The organism is Shouchella oshimensis, assembly GCF_004375095.1.
GTDB classification, from domain to species: Bacteria; Bacillota; Bacilli; order Bacillales; family Bacillaceae_D; genus Shouchella; species Shouchella oshimensis.
The window spans coordinates 1137350-1160398 of the sequence record NZ_SNUX01000001.1; the positions used below are offsets into that span (position 1 = coordinate 1137350).

Below are 23049 nucleotides of genomic sequence, written 5' to 3' on the forward strand. Positions count from 1 at the left end.
AGAAATAAAAATTCGGGTTAGAAAGTATGTCAAAAGTATGTCATATCATACAATTAACTATACCAACTAACCCGAAACGCTTAAAGCATTAAGGGGTTAGAGAGGCATGTTACATCATGCCGCCCATACCACCCATTCCGCCCATGCCGCCCATATCAGGCATGCCGCCGCCTTCGTTTTCCTCAGGCTTATCAGCGATTACAGCTTCTGTCGTTAAGAACATAGCTGATACGCTAGCTGCATTTTGCAAAGCAGAACGTGTTACTTTAACCGGATCAAGAATACCTGTTTCCACCATGTTTACATACTCGCCTGTTGCTGCGTTGTAGCCAACACCTACCGCTTCAGACTTCAATTTTTCAACAATGATAGATCCTTCAAGACCAGCGTTGTGTGCAATTTGACGAACTGGCTCTTCTAATGCACGTAAAACGATATTCACACCAGTTGCTTCGTCTCCAGCCGCTTCAACTGCTTGAACGGCTTTAATCACGTTAATAAGAGCCGTACCACCACCAGCAACAATACCTTCTTCTACTGCTGCACGTGTAGAGTTCAACGCATCTTCAATACGTAGTTTACGCTCTTTCATTTCTGTTTCTGTTGCAGCTCCTACTTTAAGAACTGCTACACCGCCAGATAATTTAGCTAGGCGCTCTTGTAACTTTTCTTTGTCAAAATCAGAAGTTGTTTCTTCTACTTGACCTTTTAGCTGACCAACTCGAGCAGCGATTTGCTCTGGGTTTCCAGCACCTTCAACAATTGTTGTATTTTCTTTCGTTACAACAACTTTGTTGGCACGACCTAGAGAATCAATTGTTGCTGATTTAAGATCAAGTCCTAAATCTTCTGTAATGACTTCTCCACCCGTTAGAATCGCAATATCTTCAAGCATCGCTTTACGACGATCACCGAATCCAGGAGCTTTAACAGCTACTGCATTAAATGTGCCACGTAATTTGTTCACAACAAGTGTTGCTAACGCTTCACCTTCAACATCTTCAGCGATGATAAGGATCGGACGACTTTGCTGAACAACTTGCTCAAGAACTGGAAGTACTTCTTGAATGTTCGAGATTTTCTTATCTGTTATAAGAATATAAGGGTTATCAAGAACCGCTTCCATCTTATCTGAATCAGATACCATGTATGGTGATGCATAGCCACGATCGAACTGCATACCTTCTACTACTTCAAGCTCTGTAGAGAAACCTTTTGATTCTTCAATAGTAATAACGCCGTCGTTTCCTACACGCTCCATTGCTTCTGCAATGATTTGGCCTACTTCTTCGTCAGCTGAAGAAATCGCTGCTACTTGCGCAATTGACTCTTTGCTTTCAATTGGCTTTGAAATGCTAGCTAGCTCTTTTACTGCTGCTGCTGTTGCTTTTTCAATACCTTTACGAATGCCCATTGGGTTCGCACCGGATGTAACATTTTTAAGACCTTCACGAATCATGGCTTGTGCAAGAACTGTAGCAGTTGTCGTACCATCACCAGCAATATCGTTTGTTTTGCTTGCTACTTCTGCAACAAGTTTCGCACCCATATTTTCAAATGCATCTTCAAGCTCAATTTCTTTTGCAATCGTTACACCGTCATTTGTAATCAATGGTGAACCGAATTTTTTTTCTAATACAACGTTACGACCCTTTGGTCCAAGCGTTACTTTTACAGCGTTCGCTAATGTATCTACACCTTTTAGCATTGAGCGACGTGCTTCTTCACTGAACTTAATATCTTTAGCCATTGTATCTGCCTCCTGTATGTTGGTTCGTATTTATTCGTTCTTTATTAGCTTTTAGCCAATGATTGCTAGAACATCGCTTTCGCGAAGAATAAGATAGTCCGTACCTTCATACTTTACTTCTGTACCTGCATATTTTGAGAAGATGATGGAATCGCCTTCTTTTACTTCAAGCGCTACTTTTTCACCGTTTTCTGTTACACGACCTGTACCTACAGCTACGACCTTGCCTTCTTGCGGCTTTTCTTGTGCAGAGTCAGGTAGTACAATCCCACTCGCTGTTTTTTCCTCTGATTGGATTTGCTCAATAATGATGCGATCTCCTAATGGTTTTAACAAGGAAAACACCCTCCTTTGAAGACGTATGTAGTGATTATTATTAGCACTCGTTTATGATGAGTGCTAACACATTTCCTATGATAATCATTCTGCTCGCGTTTTGCAAGAGGTAAGCCTGACTTTTTTTTGGACAGTTTCTTTAAAAAGGGTCTGAAAAGGAAAACGAATGCATAATATGGTATGATGAGTGGGAATTTAGACTGATCACGTGTAAAGGAGTTCGCTTGTGAATAAGATCTATTATAGTTTTGGAATATTGTTTTTCGTTATTATGCAAATTGCTGTAGCGTTTACGCTTGTCGTTGTCTTTCAAGGTGTTTTTACTATGAATAGCGGACTATCCATTCTTCTAGCTCTTCCATTGACCATTGCCATTGCGTTTCTAACGTCACGTATGGTTATTCGAAATACAGTAACGATGCGATATGCACTCGTTGTACTTGCCTATATTGTGATGCAAACCGGACTTGCTTTGGTTGCTTCAACACTACTTGCATCGATTTTCAACGTCACAAATCAAGCTCTTTTAATCGGTCTATCGTCCATACTCTCATTTACTGTCGGTCTTGTTGTCATTCTGCTGATTTTGCGTCGAGATGAACAGCTAGATGGTGGGTTAAGAGGACCAAAAATGAAAACAGGCGAAACCGTTGCTTGGTCCATTATTGGTATTTTTCTAGTATTCGGGACACAAATCGTTGCTGGTTTAATTCAGTCTCTGTTGTTTGGCATTGATCAAGGCTCTGAGAATACAGCAGATTTAGTCGCGATTGCACAAGAATTTTTACCGTTCATTGTTGTTATTGCTGTTATCGGCCCGATCATAGAAGAACTGGTTTTCAGAAAAGCGATATTTGGCTGGCTATATCGCCGCACAAACTTTTTCGTTGCAGGGTTAATTAGTTCTCTTATTTTCGCTGTCATTCATTTTGATTTTGAACATATTCTCATTTACGGAGCAATGGGCTTCGCCTTCGCCTTCCTTTATGTGAAGACAAAACGAATCATTGTTCCAATTATCGCCCACATTGCGTTAAATTCATTTGTCGTTGTTGTTCAAGTACTCTTCATTGATAAAATTAATGAGTTTATGGACACGGCTACTTTCATCTTTACTAGGATTGGAATGATATTATTATGAGGTTCTATGGTTTCTTCTACATTCTACTTGCCTTTCTTTTTGTCTATTTAACGTATATTCAAGTAGAAGCAAATGGGTGGGGGATCTTCCCAGTGATACTGGCTTTTGTAGCGGCAGTCGATTTCTATCTTGGCTGGCAAGCACTTAGACGTCCTACCAAAGATAAATAACATGTAAAAACCGACCGGTTTCTAAACCGGTCGGTTTTTATTTATTTCTTCAATTTGATCGATTGCTTTTCGTACGTCACCCGCATTCATGACGCCTGGCATAACATGAATGGACTCTCCTTCCATCGTCGCTTTTTTACATACCGCGTTTAAATCAGCAGAACCTACGTTAATACCTAAATCGACTAACGATGTAGGTAACTCCACTTTGTAATAAAAAGGTATTAACTGTTCGATTTCGTTCCATTTTTTTTCTAAAGCAAGTTGGACAAGAATGCCATAAGCTACTTTATTTCCGTGTAGTACGTCGTGTGTTTCCTTTATTGCTGTTAAGCCATTATGGATAGAATGGGCGCCTGCAATACGTCCGTATTTGTCTCCAAACCCTCCGACCATGCCACCTAGCATAATGATTGCTTCCACTACTTTACAAAAAGCGCTTGATCCTTTTTTGTCTGCTAACGACTTTATGCTTTCTTCACTTTTTTCAAGTAATACAGACTGACAAAGCTGTGCAGCATAATACGAGATATCGAGTGCTGCACGCTTATCTGTAATGGCACGAAGCTGAACGTCTGCCTCGTACCATTTTGCGAGCGTATCCCCTATTCCAGCAAGAAAAAAAGCTCTTGGTGTTGTAAGCAATACATGTGGGTCTACTAAGAGCAGACTTGCATTCTGTTCATACACATCAAAGTGAGTGTAAACCCCTTCCTCATTATAGATAACTGAAATAGGTGTCCACGGTGCACAATTAGAAGCAAGGGTTGGAATGAGTAGATAAGGCTGAGAAAGGAGATGCGCTGCTCCTTTTACAGTATCCAATAACGTTCCTCCACCAACTCCAATAAGTGCATCAAAGTTTCCGTCCAACGCTCTATCAGCTAATCGTTTCATCTCCGTTATTGTACATTGACCAGCGTAAGCCTCGTATGTTGCTTCAACTTCTTTCAATTCTGGCCAAAAAGAGGCAATGGCTTGCCAAGAAGCATGACCATGAACGACAAGCACACGCTTATACTTTCGTGTTAGTAGCCTTTCTTCTAACTCAGATAAGGCGCCTTCTGCAAAAACATATTCCTGTGGTGCACCACGAACGATGAGCGAGCTCACTGTTCCATCCAGTCTGGCTTTCCAAACCCTTCAAACTCTTCATCAATAACAGCTTCAAATTCCTCAGATTCAATAACCGCTTGAATATCTTGAGCTAGCTGTCCGTCTACGTCTTCAGAACGAACCGCAACCACATTTCGATATTGATCAGCCATATTTTCCAATTCTAATGCCGTTGTTAAATCCAATCCTGCAGAAAGAGCAAAATTCCCTGGTACAGCAGTAAGTGGCTTTTGTCCTACTTCTCTTGGAAGCTGTGCCGCTTCGAGTTCAACAAATTGAAGATTATGTTTGTTTTCATCAATGTCTTGGATGGAAACCGTTAACGGGTCGATTTCGTCTTTGAATGTGATTAAGCCAGCATCTTCAAGCATTAAAAAGGCTCTTGCTCCATTGGTGGGATCATTAGGTATTGCTACTTCGATACCCTCTTCAATGTCGTCTAACGTTTGATACGCTTCTGAATAAATCCCCATTGGGGCAGTTGGTACCGTTAGTAAACTAGCTAAATCCAGATCATTGTTTTCCGCAAAAGCATCTAGATAGACTTGGTGCTGAAATAAATTGGCATCATCAGTGCCATTGGCAAGCTCACGATTAGGAATAATATAATCCTGGTATTCATTGATCGTGACAGAATATCCTTTTTCTTCAAGACCAGGAACAATCGCTTTTGTAAGCATATCGCTATACGGTCCTGCTGTGGCACCAAAACTTATCTCTTGACTATCCTCTCCTGCATTACTGTCACCACATGCACTTAATGTTACTAATGCTCCAAGTGTAGCTACACTCCATACCCAATTGGTTTTCTTCATTTGTCTCTCTCCTTTAGTTATCTACTTTCTTTTATCAGTCGTTTTTGCAATAGAATCTCCAAGTAGTTGCAATACTTGAACAAACGCAATTAAAATCACAACTGTTGAAATCATAATGGTATTGTCGTATCGATAATGACCATAACGGATTGCTAAGTCACCAACACCGCCTCCACCAATCACACCAGCCATTGCTGAATAAGCAACAAGACTAATGACCGTTAAGGTTAATCCTTGAATCATTGAAGCTCTGCCTTCTAAAAACAACACATCTTTAATAATCATCCAGGGTGTGGCACCTGTTGCAACAGCCGCTTCAATCATCCCTTTATCAATCTCTCGCATCGAACTCTCCACGATTCGAGCAAAGAATGGAATGGCTGCTACTGATAGTGAAACACTTGCCGCAACAGGACCAGTTGTCGTTCCAACAATAAGATTCGTAAAAGGATATAACGCAACGAGTAAGATAATAAATGGTATCGATCGTATAATATTAACAAAAACACCTAAAACGCTTTGCACCAGACGATTCTCCCAAAACAAGCCTCGGTCGGTAGCAAACAACACAACACCTAATGGGAAGCCAATCACAATGGCTACAGCGGTAGAGATACTAATCATCAACAAGGTTTCAAGAAATGCACTCCACATTGTAGGCAACATCTCAATTAAGTGGGGAATGTCCATCACGAATCACCTCCACTTCAGCAGAACGTTTTTCAATATAAGCCATCGCTTGTTTAACTGCTCCCGCTTCTCCTTTTAGCTCAAGAATAAAAATACCTAATGGTTTGCCATCAATGTATTCAATTGCACCATGTAGGAAGTTTCCGTTTAATGAAAACTGCTGTAGCATATCTGAAATAATACCTTCTCCAGCAATCTCACCTTTAAACACCACTTTAGCAATCGTTCCCGAAAACTGTGCAAGGGTTCGCTCTGGCACGTTAAACGACACAACATTATCAATAAATTCTTTTGTTAATTCTTCTTTTGGTTCGGCAAATAGATCATATACCTTACCTTGCTCCACAATTTTGCCATCTTGCATAATGGCCATCTTATGACAAATTTCTTTCACAACGTTCATTTCATGTGTAATAAGGACAATGGTTAAACCTAACTCCTTATTCAGCGATTGAAGTAACTGCAAGATGGATTTCGTCGTTGTCGGGTCAAGTGCAGAAGTGGCTTCATCACATAACAAAACACGTGGGTTATTTGCAAGTGCTCTCGCTATACCAACACGTTGCTTTTGTCCTCCGCTTAGCTGAGCAGGGTATGCATCTCGCTTATCGGAAAGGCCAACACGTTTGAGCAGTTCATCAACCCTTGTCGGGACAGCACTCTGTTCCACTCCTGCAGCTTTCAGGGCAAATGCGATATTTCCATAAACAGTCTTCTGATTAATCAAATAAAAATGTTGAAAAATCATTCCAATTTTTAAACGAGCTTCCCGTAGTTTACTTGAATTTAGTTTCGTTAAATCAATACCGTCGACTTTAATGGTTCCGCTCGTTGGACGTTCTAGTAAATTTATACAGCGTAGCAGCGAACTTTTTCCTGCACCTGAATATCCAACAATACCAAATATCTCTCCTTTTTCGACTCTAAACGACACATCCTCCACACCGATAACCGTTCTTTTTTTGCTCTTATATACCTTTGTTAACTCACGCGCTTCAATCATCCACTCACTCCCAAATAAAAATGCTTCTTTCATGATGAAAGAAGCATCGAAAAACCGGTCTATTTTTTCGACTTATCTTCCAGAATTGAATGATTCTGTAGGATTTGGCACCTTCCAAAAAGTGGAGGTTGCTGGACGTCAACGGGCCTATTCCCTCAGTCGCTCTTGATAAGTGTAACGATTTAGTTGTCTTTGTATACTACCGTGTTGCGACTCTTTTGTCAAAACAAAATCTTACCATTTATTGAAAATCACTTTACCTCTCTTCTTCAATTAATCCCTCTTCAATGAGAAAGTCATAGGCAACGATGGCCACACTTTGCCTTTCAATATCAACTTGATAATTCAAGGCTCGCATTCTTTCACTATCCAGAATGTCAGCTAAAGGCTGCAACAGTTGTTCAATTTCTGGATTGTCTTCAAATACATCTAAACGAATTTGTACAGCTGCATTATAAGGAGCAAAAAAGGTGTGATCGTCTTCTAAAATTATTTGGTCATAATCGTCAATTCTTGCATCTGTTTCGTATCCCATTGCTACTTCTAATTCTTCATTGTATAAGGCTTCGTACAATAGCCCAGCATCCATGTATTCAATATTCCCATTTCCAAATTCAAATTCATACGTCTCTTGAAGACCAGGAAGACCATCTGCCCGGTTGGCAAACGCGGCATCGGTCCCCATCCGAATCTCACCTGGATTGTCCTTTACATACTGAGCTAAATCGGATAACGACTGAATCTCTAGCTCTTCTGCCTGTGCACGATTCATGATGAGTGCATACGTATTGTTCACATTCGAAATATTCATCCAGTGAAGTCCATTTTCTCTGTCTACTTCTTGAAGTGTTTCGTATGCTTCCTCAGGGTCTGTGATTGGCTCCATATTTAAATACGTTGCAATGGCTGTTCCTGTATACTCCCAAGACACATCTACTTGACCATTTTCTAAAGCAGAGCGAAGCACATTACTTCCTAGATTCTCTACTTGTCGAACTTGATATCCTGCATCTTCGAGAATAAAATACGTCATTTCTGATAGAAGATATTGCTCTGTGAACGATTTAGCACCTATTGTGATACTGTCCCCGAAGCCTAAGTAGCTACAGCCGCTTAAGGATACGCCTAAGAGGACAACTGAACCACCTATATAACGTCGTAACTTGTTCATCTTTTTCCCCCTTATGCGGTTGCCGTCGCTTTTAAATGAGCTTGCTTTTTCGATACTCGCATACCTTTAGGCGTTAATAAGCGCTCAACGCCTCTTAGCAAATAATCAAAAAAGATCGCTAATAACGTAACTGGTACAGCACCAGAAATAAGGTAGGAATTATCGTACAGTTCTATCCCAGTAAAAATCCACAGTCCTAGTCCGCCTCCACCAATAAAATAAGCAAAAGCAGCAGTTCCAACATTTAAAACAATGGCCGTTCTTAAACCACCGATAATAGCGTATGCTGCATTGGGGACTTCAACTTTAAAGAAGATGTCGATCGGCTTCATCCCCATTCCTCGACCAGCATCGATAAGATCAGGATTTACCGAACTAAAACCGGCAGCTGCATTTCTGAAAATCGGAAGAACAGAATAAATGAATAAGGCAAATACCGCTGGAACAAAGCCAATTCCTAAAATCCCAATCATTAGTGCCACTACAGCTAAACTTGGAATGGTTTGAGCCAGGTTAGCGACATTTGACGTAATCCACTCTGCTCGTCGAAACTTTGGCCTTGTGACAAAAATAGCTAATGGTAGCGCTACTAAAACAGCTACTAACGACGAAACGAGGACAAGCGCCACGTGTTCCCCTAAAAGTCGAAAGAATTCGCCTGATGATTCGTACAGATGAACATACATACCTTCTGATGCTGTCCAGTAAAGAAAGACTGCCACTAGTGAAAACAATAGTATTCGTACACAGTTTGTGACGATGGCTTGTGTCTTCAAGCGATCACCGCCGCTTTGTTTTTTTGATTACCGAGTTTCTGATGAAGGAATTGTTGGATTAAATCAATTGTAATGGCCCCATGTATGTTGTTTTCGTCATCATATACACAAACTTGTTCTGCTTCTTGATTTAATAAAATAGATAGAGTATTTTTCAAATCTGCTTCTAAATGAATTTGTTTTGAATCAGCGATATCTTCATGACATGCTAGTAAACCAATGTCTTCTTTTAACTCATCAACCGTATGAAGGCTAAGCATTTTAATGGCTCGGTCTTTCCCAATAAAATCAGAAACATAAGAGCTACTTGGTTTCATTAAAATTTCCGCTGGTGTACCGTACTGCATAATCTCCCCTTCACGCATCAAGACAATCTTATCGGCCATACGAATGGCTTCATCAATATCATGGCTAACAAACAAAATTGTCTTCTTCACTTTTCGTTGAATGTCTAAAAATTCATCTTGTATATGTTCACGAATCAATGGATCTAGCGCTCCAAATGGTTCGTCCATTAACATAATTGGTGGATCGGCTGCTAATGCTCTCGCTACGCCTATCCGCTGTTGCTGTCCACCAGACAGCTCATTTGGATAACGTTTGCGAAATTCTTTAGAATCGAGTCCAACAAGCTTCATGAGTTCATTGTACCGTTCTTTCTTCTTTTTGCTGCCCCACTTTAATAAGTTTGGAACAACCATCACATTGTCTTCTATTGTCATATTCGGAAACAATCCGTTGCTTTGAATGACATAGCCAATCTTACGACGAAGTTCAATTGTATCTAGCTTTGAAATCGGTTCACCCTCTATTTCAATGTCACCTTCACTTAATGAAACCAACTTATTAACCATGCGTAATAATGTTGTTTTTCCGCACCCAGATGGTCCTAAGAATATGACAATCTCTCCTTCATTCACATCAAAGGAAACATGATTAACTGCGTTCTTATCCCCATTATATGATTTGGTTACCTCTTTAAATGAAATCATGTGTTATCCTCCTTTAATGAATTGTTCCTTTTGGTGTAAACCATTTTTGCAATAGGAGCAAAATAGTATCAGCGATAATCGCAAGTAAAGAAACGAGCACAGCACCAGCAACAATGGAATACATATCTCCACGAGAAATCCCTTGTACAATCAACGAGCCTAGTCCTCCGGCACCAATGAATGCAGCTATGACGCCAATTCCAATATTCATGACAACGGCCGTTCGAATACCTGCCATCATAACAGGCAATCCGTTCGGTATTTCGACTTGAATTAAGCGCTGCATTTTTTTCATACCTAATCCATTTGCTGCATCAATAACATTTGGATCCACATGTTTAATGCCTGTATACGTATTACGAATAATAGGTAGAAGAGAGTAGAGTACAAGAGCTGTTAGTGCGGGGACAAATCCAATACCGTGCCCAATTATGGAGAAGAACGGAATCATAATTCCAAAGAGAGCTAAGCTTGGAATGGTTAAGAGGATTGAAGCTGCTGCTAAAACCGTTTCAGCTAACGTGTCGTTTACGGTTAAATAGATACCTATACTAACACCAATAACAATGGCAATAAGAATCGCCATTCCAACAAGAATGATATGCTCCATCGTTAGATTAAACATGCTTGTGGAATTAATTTTTACAAATTCAATAAATTCGTTCAGTTGAGATCCCTCCTTTTTGTATAGCTTCTTCTTACCCCCTCCCAGCTTCTTTGAAACAAGAAAAAACGACAAAATCTTCAAGATTTCGTCGTTTATTGAGCTTTATTCGGTTGAGATTGAGCGGCTTGCTTATGATGCTTTCGGTACGTTGCTCTTGAAATGGCAATACTAATCTCATACAAAATAAGCATTGGTAGCGTGACTAGTAAGTGTGACATCAGTTCAGGTGGTGTAATTAAACCTGCAATCACTAATAAAACGAAATACGCGTATTTTCGAATTTTTGTTAGCAACTGTGGAGTCACAATCCCAAGTCTCGTTAAAAACATAACCACCACTGGTAGTTGAAATAAGAAGCCAAACGGTATTGTGAGCTGAAATAAAAATGAAAAGTATTCGTTAATTCCATACATTTCATTAATGTCCAATCGATCTGCCATTGTACTCATAAAAGACATCACGTACGGAATGAGAATAAAATAAGCAAACGCAAAACCTGCTAACAAAAGAAAAAATGAAATAGGAATGTAGGCAAGCGTCGCTTTTTGCTCTTCTTCTTTCAACCCTGGTGCCACAAATGCCCAAAGCTGATACAAAATCACCGGTATAATTAAAACAAAGGCAACGAGCATTGCAAAGTTTACATAAATACGCAAAGGATCGGTTAGCCGAAAAGCGTGAAACGGCATATCTGCAGCTAATGGAGCAGCTTGTAAATAGGCTATTACAGGAACTGCCAGCATAAACCCTCCAATGAGGGCAATCACAAAAAAGACGAGGATCACGAGAACCCTGCGTCTTAATTCCACTGCGTGATCCATTATTGACATGTCTGAGAGAGGAATATTCTTTTTATGCTTTTTCTTTTTGAACATTTGCTGGTTTGTTGTCCTCATCATCATCGGCTAAACCTTTTGTGGCATTTTTAAATTCTTTTAGCGTACTACCTGCGGCTTTTCCGAACTCAGGTAGTTTTTTCGGTCCAAAAATGATTAATGCCACAATTGCGATGATAATTAGACTTCCTCCTGATAATGGCATGTATAGAGCCTCCCTTTAAAGTGGATAGTGTTTTAAAAAATATACAAGCGCTTGCAATTCAATCGCAAGGTCAATATGATGAACGCGAATATGTTCAGGTACGGATAATCGTACCGGTGTAAAATTAAGTATACCGCTAATTCCAGCTTCAACGAGCTTGTCCGCACTACTTTGTGCTTGGGAGGCAGGTACTGTTAAAACAGCAATTGATGTGTCCTTAATCCCCGTTTCATCCAGCTTGTTCCAATCATAAATTGGAACCTCACCAATCGTTGTCCCGATCTTCTTTTCATCTACATCAAAGGCATGGGTCATGACGGTGCTATTATTCTTAGAGAAATTGTATTGCAACAAGGCTGTCCCTAAGTTCCCGACACCAACGAGAATGACATTCGTTCTCTCATCTTGATCTAATGTGTCTCGAAAAAAAGAGAGGAGATACTGTACATTGTAACCATAACCCTTCTTTCCTAACGCACCAAAATAAGAAAAATCTCTACGTATTGTCGCTGAGTCGACTTTTAACGCTTGACTCAATTCCGTCGAAGATACTCGTTGCTTGCCTGATGTATGAAGATTCTCTAGAAACCGATAATAAAGCGGCAAGCGTTTTGCTGTTGCTTGTGGAATCTTTAGTTGGTCTGATTTCATGTCCGCCCCTTTCCGAGCATCAAGCTACATAAGCAACCTGCTTCCCCTCTATTGTACACCATTTTTCGTAAAATGAAAGAGCTGCTACCGAATGATTTGTTGTTGTTTGTTCATCACTTGATGTAAACTGGTGACAGATAGAAATCTGTAGTAAAGGTTGACGAACTATGATTGTATTGCAATGCGTAAACGTCTCAAAAGCATTCGGCGCTGAGCCGATTTTAGAAAATGTGAAGTTAGAAGTACAAACAAATGAACGTGTCGCTTTAGTAGGGCGTAATGGAGCCGGTAAATCAACGTTACTTAAAATGATTGTTGGTGAGATGAGTATTGATTCAGGAGAAATTGTCATTCCTAAAACCGTCGAGATTGGCTATTTATCTCAACATACCGATTTGCGAACAAGTAAGACCATTTGGGATGAAATGCTCAGTGTCTTTGCACCGCTTCTTAAAATGGAGCACCATTTACGCCATCTCGAAACCAAAATGGCAACGGACATGCCGGAGCATGAATATACGAAATTACTAAAAGAATATGACCAATTACAAAATGATTTTAAGGAGCAAGGCGGCTATCAATATGAAGCCGATATACGTGGCGTATTAGCTGGTCTTCACTTCCAGCAATTCGATTATGCAACGCCTATTTCTACCTTGTCAGGTGGTCAAAAAACAAGACTTGCTTTAGGAAAATTGCTCTTATCAAGACCAGAACTTCTCGTTCTTGATGAACCAACAAACCACTTAGATATGGTTACTCTTACGTGGCTAGAAAATTACTTGAATAGCTACCCTGGTTCAATTCTAGTCGTTTCCCATGACCGCTTCTTTCTGGACCGATTAACCACAAAAGTTGTTGAACTCTCTCGTAATCAAACAACGACCTATCACGGAAACTACACGTATTATCTGGATGAGAAAGCAAAGCGATACGAGCAAGAACGGAAGCAATATGAGAAACAGCAAGCTGAAATTGAGAAGCTTGAAACGTTTGTTGCCAAAAACTTAGTACGAGCTTCAACAACGAAACGAGCACAGAGCCGAAGAAAACAGCTGGAAAAAATGGAGCGTCTCGATCGACCTCAAGGAGACGAAAAATCGGCTTCGTTCGGTTTTGACATTATCCGTCAATCTGGTAACGATGTGCTATCAATTCGTGATCTTAAAATAAAGTACGAAGATCATACTGTCTTTTCACATGTTGACCTCTCGTTAACAAGAGGAGAATCAGTTTGTTTGTTAGGGGATAATGGAACTGGTAAAACAACGTTGCTCAAAGCGGTTACAAAGCAATTAACACCTAACTCAGGGGATATCTTATTTGGTAGCAATGTTTCTATCGGTTATTATGATCAAGAGCATGCCAAACTTCAAAGCAATAAAACCGTCTTACAAGAGGTGTGGGACGAGTTTCCAGGAACTATAGAAAAAGATATACGCAGTTTACTCGGGTTATTTTTATTTAGTGGAGATGATGTATTAAAGAGTGTTTCATCTTTAAGTGGTGGCGAAAAAGCACGGGTGGCTCTTGCTAAGCTCATGATGGTAAAAGCAAATTTACTTATTTTAGATGAACCGACAAACCACTTAGATTTGGATTCAAAAGAAGTGCTAGAAGAGGCTTTAATGGATTACCCAGGAACCATTCTTTTTGTCTCGCATGACCGTTACTTTATTAATCGCATTGCTTCTCGAGTGGTTGAACTAGATAAAGGAAAGACAACTAGCTATCTTGGTGATTACACGTATTATTCAGAGAAAAAGAAAGAAATGGCAGAACGTGCTGCGATAGAGGAAGAAAAAACAGCGCAATCACCACTTCGTACAGAACAAAAAGAAAAAACAAATTACCAACAAGATAAAGAAGCAAAACGAGCTGAACGACAAAAAGAAAGACGCCTAAGTGCAATTGAAGAACAGCTAGAGAAGCTTGAAGCAGCAAATGCTGAACTTGAAGCACAACTACTTGAGCCAGCAGTCTATTCTGATCATGTAAAAGCAAAAGCTATTCAAGATCAGCTTTCTGAAAATGAAATAGAAATGGAACAGCTTATGGAAGAATGGGAATCACTTGAACAAGAATGAGTAAAGGTAAAAGGGCTTGGATGTAGATCCAAGCCCTTTTTTAAGCAAACGATTGTAACGGCATACCGGGGCGACCATTCATACTGAGATCCCCTCTTGCTCCACTTAGCCACATCTGATGTGCGCAAGCCCCAATCATAGCGGCATTATCTGTACATAAGTGTAACGGTGGGATAACAAGTTCTACTTTATTCGCTAAACGATTCTCCAACGCTTGACGTAACCCTTTATTTGCCGCAACGCCGCCAGCTACCAGTACTTGCTTTGGTTGAAATTCATCATACGCTGTCACCGTTCGAGTTACAAGCACATCGGTTACACTCTCTTGAAAGCCTTTCGCAAGTGCAGCGAAGTTCGTATCAATTCCTTTTTGCTGGTCATTGTGAATTCGATTTAACACTGCTGATTTTAACCCACTAAAGCTAAAATCGTAACTTCCCTTTTCAAGCCACGATCGCGGCAGTTTAATTTCTTCTGTCGCCTCTAAAGCTAACTTCTCCACATTCGGACCACCAGGATATGGTAGCTTCATTGCCCGGGCTGCTTTATCATATGCTTCACCTACAGCATCATCACGTGTTTGCCCAATAGGCTCAAACACCCCATCTTCTTTCATCAAAATGAGTTCTGTGTGTCCGCCAGAAGCAACAAGAGCCAGCAAAGGGAATTGCATCGGTTGTACAAGTTGATTAGCGTAAATATGACCTGCAATATGATGAACCCCAATTAACGGAAGTTGGTGGGCAAATGCAATCGCTTTTGCCGTGTGTATCCCAACAAGTAATGCACCAACTAATCCTGGTCCTTCTGTTACGGCAACTGCTGTTAAATCAGAAAATGTGACTTCTGCTTTTTCTAACGCTTCTTCCACAACAGCTGTAACAGCTTCTACATGATGCCTAGAGGCTACTTCAGGGACAACCCCTCCGAACCTTGCATGACTTTCCATTTGAGTAGCAACAACATTCGCTAGTATTGTCGTACCGTCTTTAATTACAGCAGCTGCGGTTTCGTCACAGCTGGTTTCAATTGCTAATATGATCGTCATTTAACCTCACCCACATTACCCATGCATCTTCTTGATTATCTGCATAATAATTTTTTCGTATTCCTACTTGTGAGAATCCTAATTTATGATAGAGCCCCTGTGCGATCTCATTTGATGCCCTTACTTCTAATGACAATGTCTGTGCATCTACAATCTTCAACCATTCCATAATGGAGCGAAGTAAGTACTCGCCATACGAATGGCCTCGATGCTTTTTAAGAATAGCGATGTTTGTGATTTGCACTTCATCCAACACGTTCCAAAGCCCGCAATAACCAACAATCTGTTTGTTCACAACGAGCACAAAATAATGGGCATACTTATTTCGAACGAGTTCTGCTTCGAATGCTTCTCTCGTCCAAGGAGTCGTAAATGCTTCTGTTTCGATTGTTAATACAGCATCGATGTCTAAAACATTCATCCTCCTGACTTCGACATCAGGATTCATTTCTTTGTTGCTGTTCATGCTGCCAGTTCACCTCCGCTTCAGGTAAGCGGTGATAGTCTGGCGTGAACCCATGAATATTGTCCACAGGCTTTTTCTCTTGTGCAAGTGCACATAATGCCCCTGCACGCGCACTAGGTAATGACTTTTGTGCAAATTGTGCTAGATGCCCAAGCTCTGTTTCAATTTTTTCGCTATGGAGAGCAACATCTTCACCAACAAATAAAATGGTTTGATTTTGTGTTCTAAGCTTATCTAACAAAGCCGTTAATGTGATATGACTTTCCTCTACAACTTCTTCTAGTGAACCAGTAGACTTTGATTGGTAAACCGCAGAAAAGACGGTTCCTCTTCTTGCGTCAATTAGAGGCACAACCAGTCCATTAAAATATCTTCCGACTTGCGCCATCACTTCAAGAGTCGAAACAGCGATTAACGGTAGATTTAAAGACCATGCCAATGTTTTTGCTGTTGTAACGGCCATTCTCACTCCAGTATAAGATCCTGGCCCTTTTGCAACGGCAACTCCATCAAGATCATTTGGCTTAATGTCAACATCGTTTAACACCCTCTCCACCGTAGGCATTAAGCGAAGGGCATGGTTTTTCTTTAACATTGTCGAATATTCAGCGATTACTACACCATCTTTACTAACTGATACGCCTAGTCGGTAAGAAGACGTATCAATTCCTATTATCGTTGTCATTCATCCATTCCTCCAAACGCCTTAGATGTGATGACCCTTGCGCTTGTATGATAATATCACGCTCTGTCTCACTACTTTTTTTTATGGTGAAGGAAAAATACTGAGCTGGAAGTAAATCTTGGATAAGGTGTGCCCATTCAATGACAGTCACGCCACTTCCTTCTAGATATTCTTCAAGCCCAAGTTCGTCAGCTTCTTCTCCAACACGATACACATCCATATGATACAAAGGCAATCGTCCTTCATATTCTTTAATAATAGTAAACGTTGGACTTGTTATCATACGATCGACGCCAAGACCTTTTCCTAAGCCTTTTACAAAATGAGTCTTCCCTGCCCCTAAGTCACCTGCTAATAAAATACAGTCACTTGGCTGCAGAAAAGCAGCAAATGACGAGGCAAGAGTCATTGTATCTTCAACGGAAAACGACTTTACTTCTATTAACTGCATTCTCCCCACACTCCACTAGCTAAAATGATTGTAGCCACCTTTTGCTAACAAGGTTTCTACATTCGCTGATTTCATTATGACGCTTGCGTTACCTGCACGAACAAATCCAATGTCAAACAGAGTGATTGATCCACTTTTTTGCAACTGTGCAAATGTTTCTTCCGACGTTGTTCCGATTAATTGAAAATCTTCTCCACCATTTAGTAGCCAATGAAGCTTTTGAGAATGATCAACATCTTGCAAGTCAGGTAAGATTGGATGCAATTTCTCTTGGTCCACTACAATTTGTACATTACTCGCCTCTGCCAATTCCATCGCTTCACTCGATAAGCCGTCGCTTACATCATTTAAAGCAATTCGCTTTCCCAAGCTAGCTAGGTACGTGCCACTACTAATTTGCGGCTCTGGCTCTTGATGAGCACGAATACAACTACGTTCCACATCTGTAAATGAGTTATCTTTTTCCTTCTGCTGAAGTAGCTCTAGTCCAGCAGCCGACTTCCCGATCGGACCCGTTACGAATAGCACATCCCCTGGCTTCGCTGAACTTCTTTTTAACGCATGTCCTTCTCGAACATTGCCAATGGCTGTAACGGATAAGACAAGTTGGTCTTTACTCGAAACCGTATCGCCGCCAATCAAATCCATTTTGTAGAGCTCTGCAAGCTCATTCATCCCTGCATAGATGTCTTGTAATTCATGTTCTGACCAAGACTCCGAAACAGCGATGGTAACAAGATAATACATCGGATTAGCACCCATTGCTGCTAAATCGCTTATATTAATGGCCAACGCTTTTCGGCCAATTTGAAAGGGGCTTAAAGTATCTCTACGAAAATGAATTCCTTCCACCATTGCATCAACACAGACCACTTGTTCTGTGGCAGCTGACGTTTTGTAGACGGCAGCATCATCGCCTATTCCGATTGTTAGTTGCTGTTGGAAACGATTCGTAGGTGTAATGCTTTTTATAAAAGAAAATTCATCTCTCACTATCTGCACACTTCCCTTTGAATAAATAAAAAAACCGAGAGGGCATCTCGGTTCATTGGTATTGCGGGGGGCGGATTTGAACCACCGACCTTCGGGTTATGAGCCCGACGAGCTACCAGACTGCTCCACCCCGCGTCGTTATAAAGTTTAGAAGATATCCTTCTCATGTAGAAGAGATGTTCTTGCTGTGTTGTTTGCTTTAGTCTTTCTAACAACAGAAATAAATATACCATATTCCTTTACATTGTACAAGCTTTTTTACAGAAAAAACTTCTTGTCATTTTTGTGAAAGAGGAGTATCATATGAAAAATAAACACATACTAGTAATCTTTGAGGAGATGTTCGTATGAAAAAAGCGTTTCGACTAATGGTTTTAACACCGATGGGACTGCTTTTAGGAGTACTACTATTGCCCGCATTTCTTGTTACGGACATAGCACTATTTTCACAGTTTATTGATTCTATTATTATTGGCAATCAAAAGTCATAATAAATCAGCACCGTTAAAACGGTGCTGATTTTTTTTATGCTTGATTCAGTGCTTGTAAAAAATCTGTTTCGATATCCCTGCTATCTTCAATACCAACTGAAATCCGAACATCTTGAGGACTTATGCCAAGAGCTTCTCTTTTCTCTTGAGGGACAGAACGGTGAGACGTTCCAACTGGATAAGAGATTGATGTCTCTACCCCCGCCAACGTCGGCGCAATTTTTACAAATGAAAAGCTCGAAAAGAATGTATCGACGTTTACCTCTTCCTTCAAACGCATTGTTACAATAGCGCCATTTCCATGTTCAGATAATCCTTTAGGGTAATACACGTGATCCACTTGTGGCTGTTTCTTCAAAAAAGCAGCAAGCTTCTCTGCATTTGCACACTGTCTCTCCATTCGTAAGCCTAACGTCTTTAGACCTCTACATGCTAGCCATGCTTCAAATGGGCTTAATGTAGCACCCATCGTAATAACAAGCTGCTTTACTCGCTCCATAAGAGCTTTACTACCAACCACCACGCCAGCTGTGACGTCACTGTGGCCACCTAAATACTTCGTTGCACTATGGATAACAAGATCAACATTTTGATGAACAGGCTTAATAAGAAAAGGAGTTGCAAACGTATTATCCACAATAACACGTAGTTGATGACCTTTTGAAAAGGTTACAACGTTTTCTAAATCCTCTATTCGTACATGAGGGTTTGTGACCGATTCACAAAAGAAAGCCTTCGTATTCGATCTCAATTCTTTTTTCCAATCTCCATTCGATTGAACAAAACTAACATCAATACCAAACGTTTGTAGCTCCTGTTCAAACAATGTATATGTACCACCATAAACATCAAGAGCAGCTAGAAGATGATCGCCTGCCTGACAAACTGATAACACGGCGCACATGATTGCAGACATACCTGATGATGTCGCAATACCATCTTCCATTTCTTCTAGTAACGCTACTCCTTTTCCTAAATCTTCAGTGTTCGGATTGCCGTAACGGGAATATAAGTAATCTTTCTCTCCTGTAAAGTAAGATTCCATATCATTTAAGTTCTCAAATACAAAAGCAGATGTTTGATAAATCGGTCTTGCTTTACTCTTATTTTTCGTTGTGTCTTTTTTTGTAAAATGAACCGACTGCGTATTAAAGTAACGCTCTTTTCCCTCCACACCATCAAGCCCTTTCTCTCTTTAAAATAAAATAACAAAACCTAGTCCAAATCCGAGCATTGAACCAATGACCGTTACAATAATGTAACTTATTCCTTTTATCCACTCCTTATCAAGAAAGCCTTGTAATGCTTCCAAACTAAACGTAGAAAAAGTTGTAAACCCGCCACACAAATAAAGTATAAACAGCTCAAAAACTGAAGACGGTTTTGCTGCTACGGCAACACCTAAAACTGTACTCCCAACAATGTTTATGAATGCGATCACTGTAAAGCAACGAGACCACTTATAATGGAGGGTTAAGAATTCTCCGATAATAAAACGAAGAAAAGCACCGGTTCCCCCACCTATTGAAACAAGAAGAAGTGTTGTTAGCAAACCGCCACCTTCTTACCTACAACCATTCCTAGCCATGCTAAAAGAATTCCTCCACATACGGATGAAAAAACGTATACTAGTGCTAGAAGCCAATTTTCAGTCATGAATGAGAAGAAATCAGCTATAAATGTAGACATGGTCGTATAGCCACCAATAAATCCTACGGTTGTTCCTTTCTTCACAAAAGATGGTACTCTTTTTCTTGTATTTAGCGCCTGTACAGCCCATCCCATTAGAAAACAGCCTGATACATTAGCCAATAGCACTCCTAACCATTCATGATGAGGAACGAAAAGAATAAGCATATATCTAGATATGCCACCTAAAGCACCACCTATTATAACGGCCATATATGTGAGAATTCCGTGCATGAAACACCACCTAGAAAAGTTAAACTGATTTTACTACAAGCAACACGTTTCCACAACATCTTTAGCATGCTCAACTGAAAAGAGAAATAGACTATAAAGAAAGGTGTGATCCTTAATGGGAATTGTTCTACTCAAGTTAAGTATTGCGTTATTTTCAGGTTTTTTAATTGGCATTGATCGCCAAATTAAACATAAGCCACTAGGATTAAAAACAAGTATGGTAATCTGTATTGCAAGTTGTTTAATTACCATTGTTTCGGTTGAGGCTTATATATACTTCTCTAGCACCGACCAAGCAAGACTGGCAATGGACCCTATGCGATTAGCCGCACAGATTGTAAGTGGAGTTGGCTTTCTTGGCGCTGGGGTTATTCTAAGACGTAGCAACGACGTTATCTCAGGATTAACAACGGCTGCAATGATTTGGGCTGCGTCGGGAATTGGTATAGCAATTGGAGCAGGCTTTTACATAGAAGCTTTTCTATCGGTCTTGCTTATTCTAGTTGCCGTAAATGTCATTCCAGCCTTACTAAAAATCATCGGACCTACTTCTTTAAGCCAAACAGATGTCTCATTAAAAGTAGTCATGTCAGAAGAAGCAACTTCAACGCACCTCATTAAAAGCTTACAACACAGAGAAAAAAAATGGAAAAGCCGTAAAGAAAAGAATATTATTATTCACGATGTAAAGATTAGAGATATTGAAGAAAATAAACAGCAGCTTGATATCTTGCTCTCGATTCCGCGCACAATGTATATGACACAACTGTATGATATGGTAAAGAAAATTGACCATGTTCTATCTGTCGCCATTGAACAAAAATAATGGCTCTAGCTATAGAAAATTTTGTTTTCAATGTATATACTGTAACTAAAGTCTGATTTAGGAATGAAGATATGGACGTATTAAAAGAATTTATTATGCAATATGGCTATTTCGGCGTTTTTGTTTCATTAGTAGCCGGCATTATTGGCCTTCCTGTCCCTGACGAAGTATTATTAATCACATTTGGCTATTTATCCTATATTGATTATTTTCATATAAGTACCACAGTTCTTGTCTGCTTTCTTGGATCGGTAATAGGCATGTCAATATCGTATTTTCTCGGCATTAAACTAGGCGCTCCTTTTTTAGAAAAATATGGTCCACGATTTTATTTTTCGATTAAAAGGCAGCGCTCGATCCAGCAATTGCTGAATAAACATGGAAAATGGTTTATTTTATTGGGGTTTTTCATTCCTGGTGTTAGGCATTTAATGGGCTATTTATCAGGTATTGCAAAGTTCAGCTACAAATCCTACATCTGTCTCACATCTATTGGTAGTGCATTATGGGCATCGCTCTTCGTTTTTACTGGTTACGGATTAGGAGTCAGGTGGCTTTTCATACGTGAAGATATATATGCCCATAAGATGTTATACACATCGCTCTTTTCAACCCTATTTATCCTTTCACTTATAACGTATTTTATTTTTAAATCCATCTCTGTAAATAAGAAGAAGCTAGTAAGAAAAGAACACTAATTTTCTCCCGTAAAGTGAATGCTTATACCTGCATTCACTTTTTTATTCGCTTTTTCTAAAACTTCCTGCCGAAGCGCAGCTCTTTTGCGCCTTTCTTTCTACGCAAAAAAAAGACACCTTTTCAGGTATCTTTCTCATTGCCTGGCAACGCCCTACTGCTCCACGGTGATTTTCTTCGAGGACGTTTCTCTCGTTGATGGGTCCCCGATGCTTCCCATGAGGCTTTTACGAAAACAACCCTTTCGTCTCACTGGGGGATGCACGCTGCTTTCCTTCGATGTTTTTTCATGGTGGGTTTTTTTATTGTGCTTGCATGTTAAAACGGTTTTCTTTGTTGGCTCGCTTCTGCCGAAGCGTAGCTCTTTTGCGCCTTTCTTTCTACGCAAAAAAAAAGACACCTTTTCAGGTGTCTTTCTGATTGCCTGGCAACGTCCCTTGGCTCCAGGGTGGTTTTCTTCGAGGGCGTTCCTCTCGTTGATGGGTCCCCGATGCTTCCCATGAAGCTTTTACGAAAACAACCCTTTCGTCTCACTGGGGGATGCACGCTGCTTTCCTTCGATGTTTTTTCATGGTGGGCTTTTTTATTGTGCTTGCATGTTAAAACGTGGTTGGCTCGCTTCTGTCGAAGCGCAGCTCTTTTGCTGCCTTTCTTCTCTACGCAAAAAAAAGACACCTTTTCAGGTGTCTTTCTCATTGCCTGGCAACGTCCTACTGCTCCACGGTGGTTTTCTTCGAGGACGTTCCTCTTGTTGATGGGTCCCCGATGCTTCCCATGAGGCTTTTACGAAAACAACCCTTTCGTCTCACTGGGGGATGCACGCTGCTTTCCTTCGATGTTTTTTCATGGTGGGCTTTTTTATTGTGCTTGCATGTTAAAACGTGGTTGGCTCGCTTCTGTCGAAGCGCAGCTCTTTTGCGCCTTTCTTCTCTACGCAAAAAAAAGACACCTTTTCAGGTGTCTTTCTCATTGCCTGGCAACGTCCTACTCTCACAGGGGGAAGCCCCCAACTACCATCGGCGCAAAAGAGCTTAACGACCGTGTTCGGCATGGGAACGGGTGTG

At 40.4% G+C, this 23049-nt stretch carries 27 protein-coding genes, 1 tRNA gene, 1 rRNA gene and 1 riboswitch; of the genes, 6 read left to right on the forward strand and 23 right to left on the reverse strand.

Features of this window, described 5'->3' with window-relative positions:
• Positions 1–109: 109 nt before the first annotated feature.
• Both groL and groES read right to left on the reverse strand, forming a co-directional pair.
• Positions 110–1750: a chaperonin GroEL gene (groL, locus tag E2L03_RS05910; protein ID WP_055736533.1), complete on the reverse strand. Its 1641-nt coding sequence runs from the start codon at positions 1748–1750 to the stop codon at positions 110–112.
• A 51-nt stretch (positions 1751–1801) separates the two neighbouring features.
• Entirely contained in the window at positions 1802–2086 is a 285-nt protein-coding gene (gene groES, locus E2L03_RS05915; RefSeq protein ID WP_035395350.1) for a co-chaperone GroES, read from the reverse strand.
• 226 nt (positions 2087–2312) lie between these two features.
• On the opposite strand from groES, the gene E2L03_RS05920 reads away from it, so the two are divergent.
• Positions 2313–3227 carry a CPBP family intramembrane glutamic endopeptidase gene (locus E2L03_RS05920; protein WP_243839505.1) on the forward strand — a complete coding sequence of 305 codons (915 nt, stop codon included), beginning with the start codon at positions 2313–2315 and terminating at the stop codon, positions 3225–3227.
• On the forward strand, positions 3224–3397 hold the full coding sequence (locus E2L03_RS05925) for a DUF4305 domain-containing protein (RefSeq protein ID WP_124742477.1): 174 nt from the start codon (positions 3224–3226) through the stop codon (positions 3395–3397). Before E2L03_RS05920 ends, E2L03_RS05925 begins: the two co-directional genes overlap by 4 nt.
• 21 nt (positions 3398–3418) lie before the next feature.
• On the opposite strand, the gene E2L03_RS05930 is transcribed toward E2L03_RS05925, so the two are convergent.
• The 11 genes from E2L03_RS05930 to E2L03_RS05980 form a co-directional block, all read right to left on the reverse strand.
• The gene (locus E2L03_RS05930) at positions 3419–4510 is read right to left on the reverse strand and encodes an iron-containing alcohol dehydrogenase family protein (RefSeq protein ID WP_134258709.1); all 1092 of its coding nucleotides are present in this window, start codon (positions 4508–4510) and stop codon (positions 3419–3421) included.
• A complete protein-coding gene (locus E2L03_RS05935) occupies positions 4507–5328 on the reverse strand; it encodes a MetQ/NlpA family ABC transporter substrate-binding protein (protein ID WP_038482968.1) in 822 nt (273 codons plus the stop codon). Before E2L03_RS05935 ends, E2L03_RS05930 begins: the two co-directional genes overlap by 4 nt.
• A 21-nt stretch (positions 5329–5349) precedes the next feature.
• Positions 5350–6018 carry a methionine ABC transporter permease gene (locus E2L03_RS05940; RefSeq protein ID WP_038482971.1) on the reverse strand — a complete coding sequence of 223 codons (669 nt, stop codon included), beginning with the start codon at positions 6016–6018 and terminating at the stop codon, positions 5350–5352.
• Complete coding sequence (locus E2L03_RS05945; protein WP_134258710.1) at positions 5996–7021, reverse strand: methionine ABC transporter ATP-binding protein; 1026 nt, start codon at positions 7019–7021, stop codon at positions 5996–5998. Before E2L03_RS05945 ends, E2L03_RS05940 begins: the two co-directional genes overlap by 23 nt.
• A gap of 69 nt (positions 7022–7090) precedes the next feature.
• Positions 7091–7196, reverse strand: a riboswitch (SAM riboswitch).
• A gap of 81 nt (positions 7197–7277) precedes the next feature.
• Positions 7278–8192, reverse strand: coding sequence for a glycine betaine ABC transporter substrate-binding protein (locus tag E2L03_RS05950; RefSeq protein WP_134258711.1), 915 nt, complete (start codon positions 8190–8192; stop codon positions 7278–7280).
• Between the two features lie 11 nt (positions 8193–8203).
• Complete coding sequence (locus E2L03_RS05955) at positions 8204–8968, reverse strand: ABC transporter permease (protein ID WP_241741896.1); 765 nt, start codon at positions 8966–8968, stop codon at positions 8204–8206.
• Positions 8965–9960, reverse strand: a complete 996-nt coding sequence (locus tag E2L03_RS05960; protein ID WP_124742483.1) for an ABC transporter ATP-binding protein — start codon at positions 9958–9960, stop codon at positions 8965–8967. The genes E2L03_RS05955 and E2L03_RS05960 overlap by 4 nt, the downstream gene beginning before the upstream one ends.
• A 13-nt stretch (positions 9961–9973) precedes the next feature.
• Positions 9974–10585, reverse strand: a complete 612-nt coding sequence (locus E2L03_RS05965; protein WP_095151174.1) for an ABC transporter permease — start codon at positions 10583–10585, stop codon at positions 9974–9976.
• Between the two features lie 134 nt (positions 10586–10719).
• On the reverse strand, positions 10720–11472 hold the full coding sequence (gene tatC, locus E2L03_RS05970; RefSeq protein ID WP_095151175.1) for a twin-arginine translocase subunit TatC: 753 nt from the start codon (positions 11470–11472) through the stop codon (positions 10720–10722).
• Positions 11473–11479: 7 nt separating this feature from the next.
• Positions 11480–11668, reverse strand: coding sequence for a twin-arginine translocase TatA/TatE family subunit (gene tatA / locus E2L03_RS05975; RefSeq protein ID WP_035395357.1), 189 nt, complete (start codon positions 11666–11668; stop codon positions 11480–11482).
• Between the two features lie 15 nt (positions 11669–11683).
• Complete coding sequence (locus E2L03_RS05980) at positions 11684–12319, reverse strand: redox-sensing transcriptional repressor Rex (protein ID WP_038482983.1); 636 nt, start codon at positions 12317–12319, stop codon at positions 11684–11686.
• A 167-nt stretch (positions 12320–12486) separates the two neighbouring features.
• Here E2L03_RS05980 and E2L03_RS05985 point away from each other — a divergent pair, with 167 nt between their 5' ends.
• On the forward strand, positions 12487–14406 hold the full coding sequence (locus E2L03_RS05985; protein WP_095150659.1) for an ABC-F family ATP-binding cassette domain-containing protein: 1920 nt from the start codon (positions 12487–12489) through the stop codon (positions 14404–14406).
• 40 nt (positions 14407–14446) lie between these two features.
• Here E2L03_RS05985 and tsaD read toward each other — a convergent pair whose 3' ends face one another.
• The 6 genes from tsaD to E2L03_RS06015 form a co-directional block, all read right to left on the reverse strand.
• Positions 14447–15454, reverse strand: coding sequence for a tRNA (adenosine(37)-N6)-threonylcarbamoyltransferase complex transferase subunit TsaD (tsaD, locus tag E2L03_RS05990; protein WP_095150660.1), 1008 nt, complete (start codon positions 15452–15454; stop codon positions 14447–14449).
• Positions 15432–15875 (reverse strand): ribosomal protein S18-alanine N-acetyltransferase, encoded by a 444-nt coding sequence (rimI, locus tag E2L03_RS05995; RefSeq protein WP_374188346.1) that lies wholly within the window; start codon positions 15873–15875, stop codon positions 15432–15434. Before rimI ends, tsaD begins: the two co-directional genes overlap by 23 nt.
• A gap of 16 nt (positions 15876–15891) precedes the next feature.
• Positions 15892–16605: a tRNA (adenosine(37)-N6)-threonylcarbamoyltransferase complex dimerization subunit type 1 TsaB gene (gene tsaB / locus E2L03_RS06000; protein ID WP_055736541.1), complete on the reverse strand. Its 714-nt coding sequence runs from the start codon at positions 16603–16605 to the stop codon at positions 15892–15894.
• A complete protein-coding gene (gene tsaE, locus E2L03_RS06005) occupies positions 16583–17056 on the reverse strand; it encodes a tRNA (adenosine(37)-N6)-threonylcarbamoyltransferase complex ATPase subunit type 1 TsaE (protein ID WP_038482995.1) in 474 nt (157 codons plus the stop codon). Before tsaE ends, tsaB begins: the two co-directional genes overlap by 23 nt.
• A 15-nt stretch (positions 17057–17071) precedes the next feature.
• Positions 17072–18049 (reverse strand): thiamine-phosphate kinase, encoded by a 978-nt coding sequence (gene thiL, locus E2L03_RS06010; RefSeq protein WP_038482997.1) that lies wholly within the window; start codon positions 18047–18049, stop codon positions 17072–17074.
• Between the two features lie 61 nt (positions 18050–18110).
• Positions 18111–18184, reverse strand: a tRNA-Met gene (locus E2L03_RS06015).
• A gap of 212 nt (positions 18185–18396) precedes the next feature.
• On the opposite strand from E2L03_RS06015, the gene E2L03_RS20250 reads away from it, so the two are divergent.
• Positions 18397–18540 (forward strand): hypothetical protein, encoded by a 144-nt coding sequence (locus tag E2L03_RS20250; protein WP_158318548.1) that lies wholly within the window; start codon positions 18397–18399, stop codon positions 18538–18540.
• A gap of 34 nt (positions 18541–18574) precedes the next feature.
• Here E2L03_RS20250 and E2L03_RS06020 read toward each other — a convergent pair whose 3' ends face one another.
• Genes E2L03_RS06020 through E2L03_RS06030 form a run of 3 tightly spaced genes read right to left on the reverse strand, consistent with a single transcriptional unit; the run spans position 18575 to position 20463 of the window.
• Positions 18575–19714 (reverse strand): trans-sulfuration enzyme family protein, encoded by a 1140-nt coding sequence (locus E2L03_RS06020; RefSeq protein WP_095150662.1) that lies wholly within the window; start codon positions 19712–19714, stop codon positions 18575–18577.
• Positions 19715–19735: 21 nt separating this feature from the next.
• Complete coding sequence (locus tag E2L03_RS06025) at positions 19736–20092, reverse strand: fluoride efflux transporter FluC (protein ID WP_038483003.1); 357 nt, start codon at positions 20090–20092, stop codon at positions 19736–19738.
• A complete protein-coding gene (locus tag E2L03_RS06030; protein WP_134258712.1) occupies positions 20086–20463 on the reverse strand; it encodes a fluoride efflux transporter FluC in 378 nt (125 codons plus the stop codon). Before E2L03_RS06030 ends, E2L03_RS06025 begins: the two co-directional genes overlap by 7 nt.
• Before the next feature lie 115 nt (positions 20464–20578).
• Between E2L03_RS06030 and E2L03_RS06035 the strand changes: the two genes are divergently transcribed.
• Positions 20579–21289, forward strand: coding sequence for an MgtC/SapB family protein (locus E2L03_RS06035; protein ID WP_038483006.1), 711 nt, complete (start codon positions 20579–20581; stop codon positions 21287–21289).
• Positions 21290–21360: 71 nt separating this feature from the next.
• Positions 21361–21987 (forward strand): DedA family protein, encoded by a 627-nt coding sequence (locus E2L03_RS06040; protein WP_134258713.1) that lies wholly within the window; start codon positions 21361–21363, stop codon positions 21985–21987.
• Positions 21988–22956: 969 nt separating this feature from the next.
• Here the strand turns inward: E2L03_RS06040 and rrf are convergent.
• Positions 22957–23049: ribosomal RNA gene (rrf, locus tag E2L03_RS06045) — 5S ribosomal RNA — on the reverse strand; the annotation flags it as partial.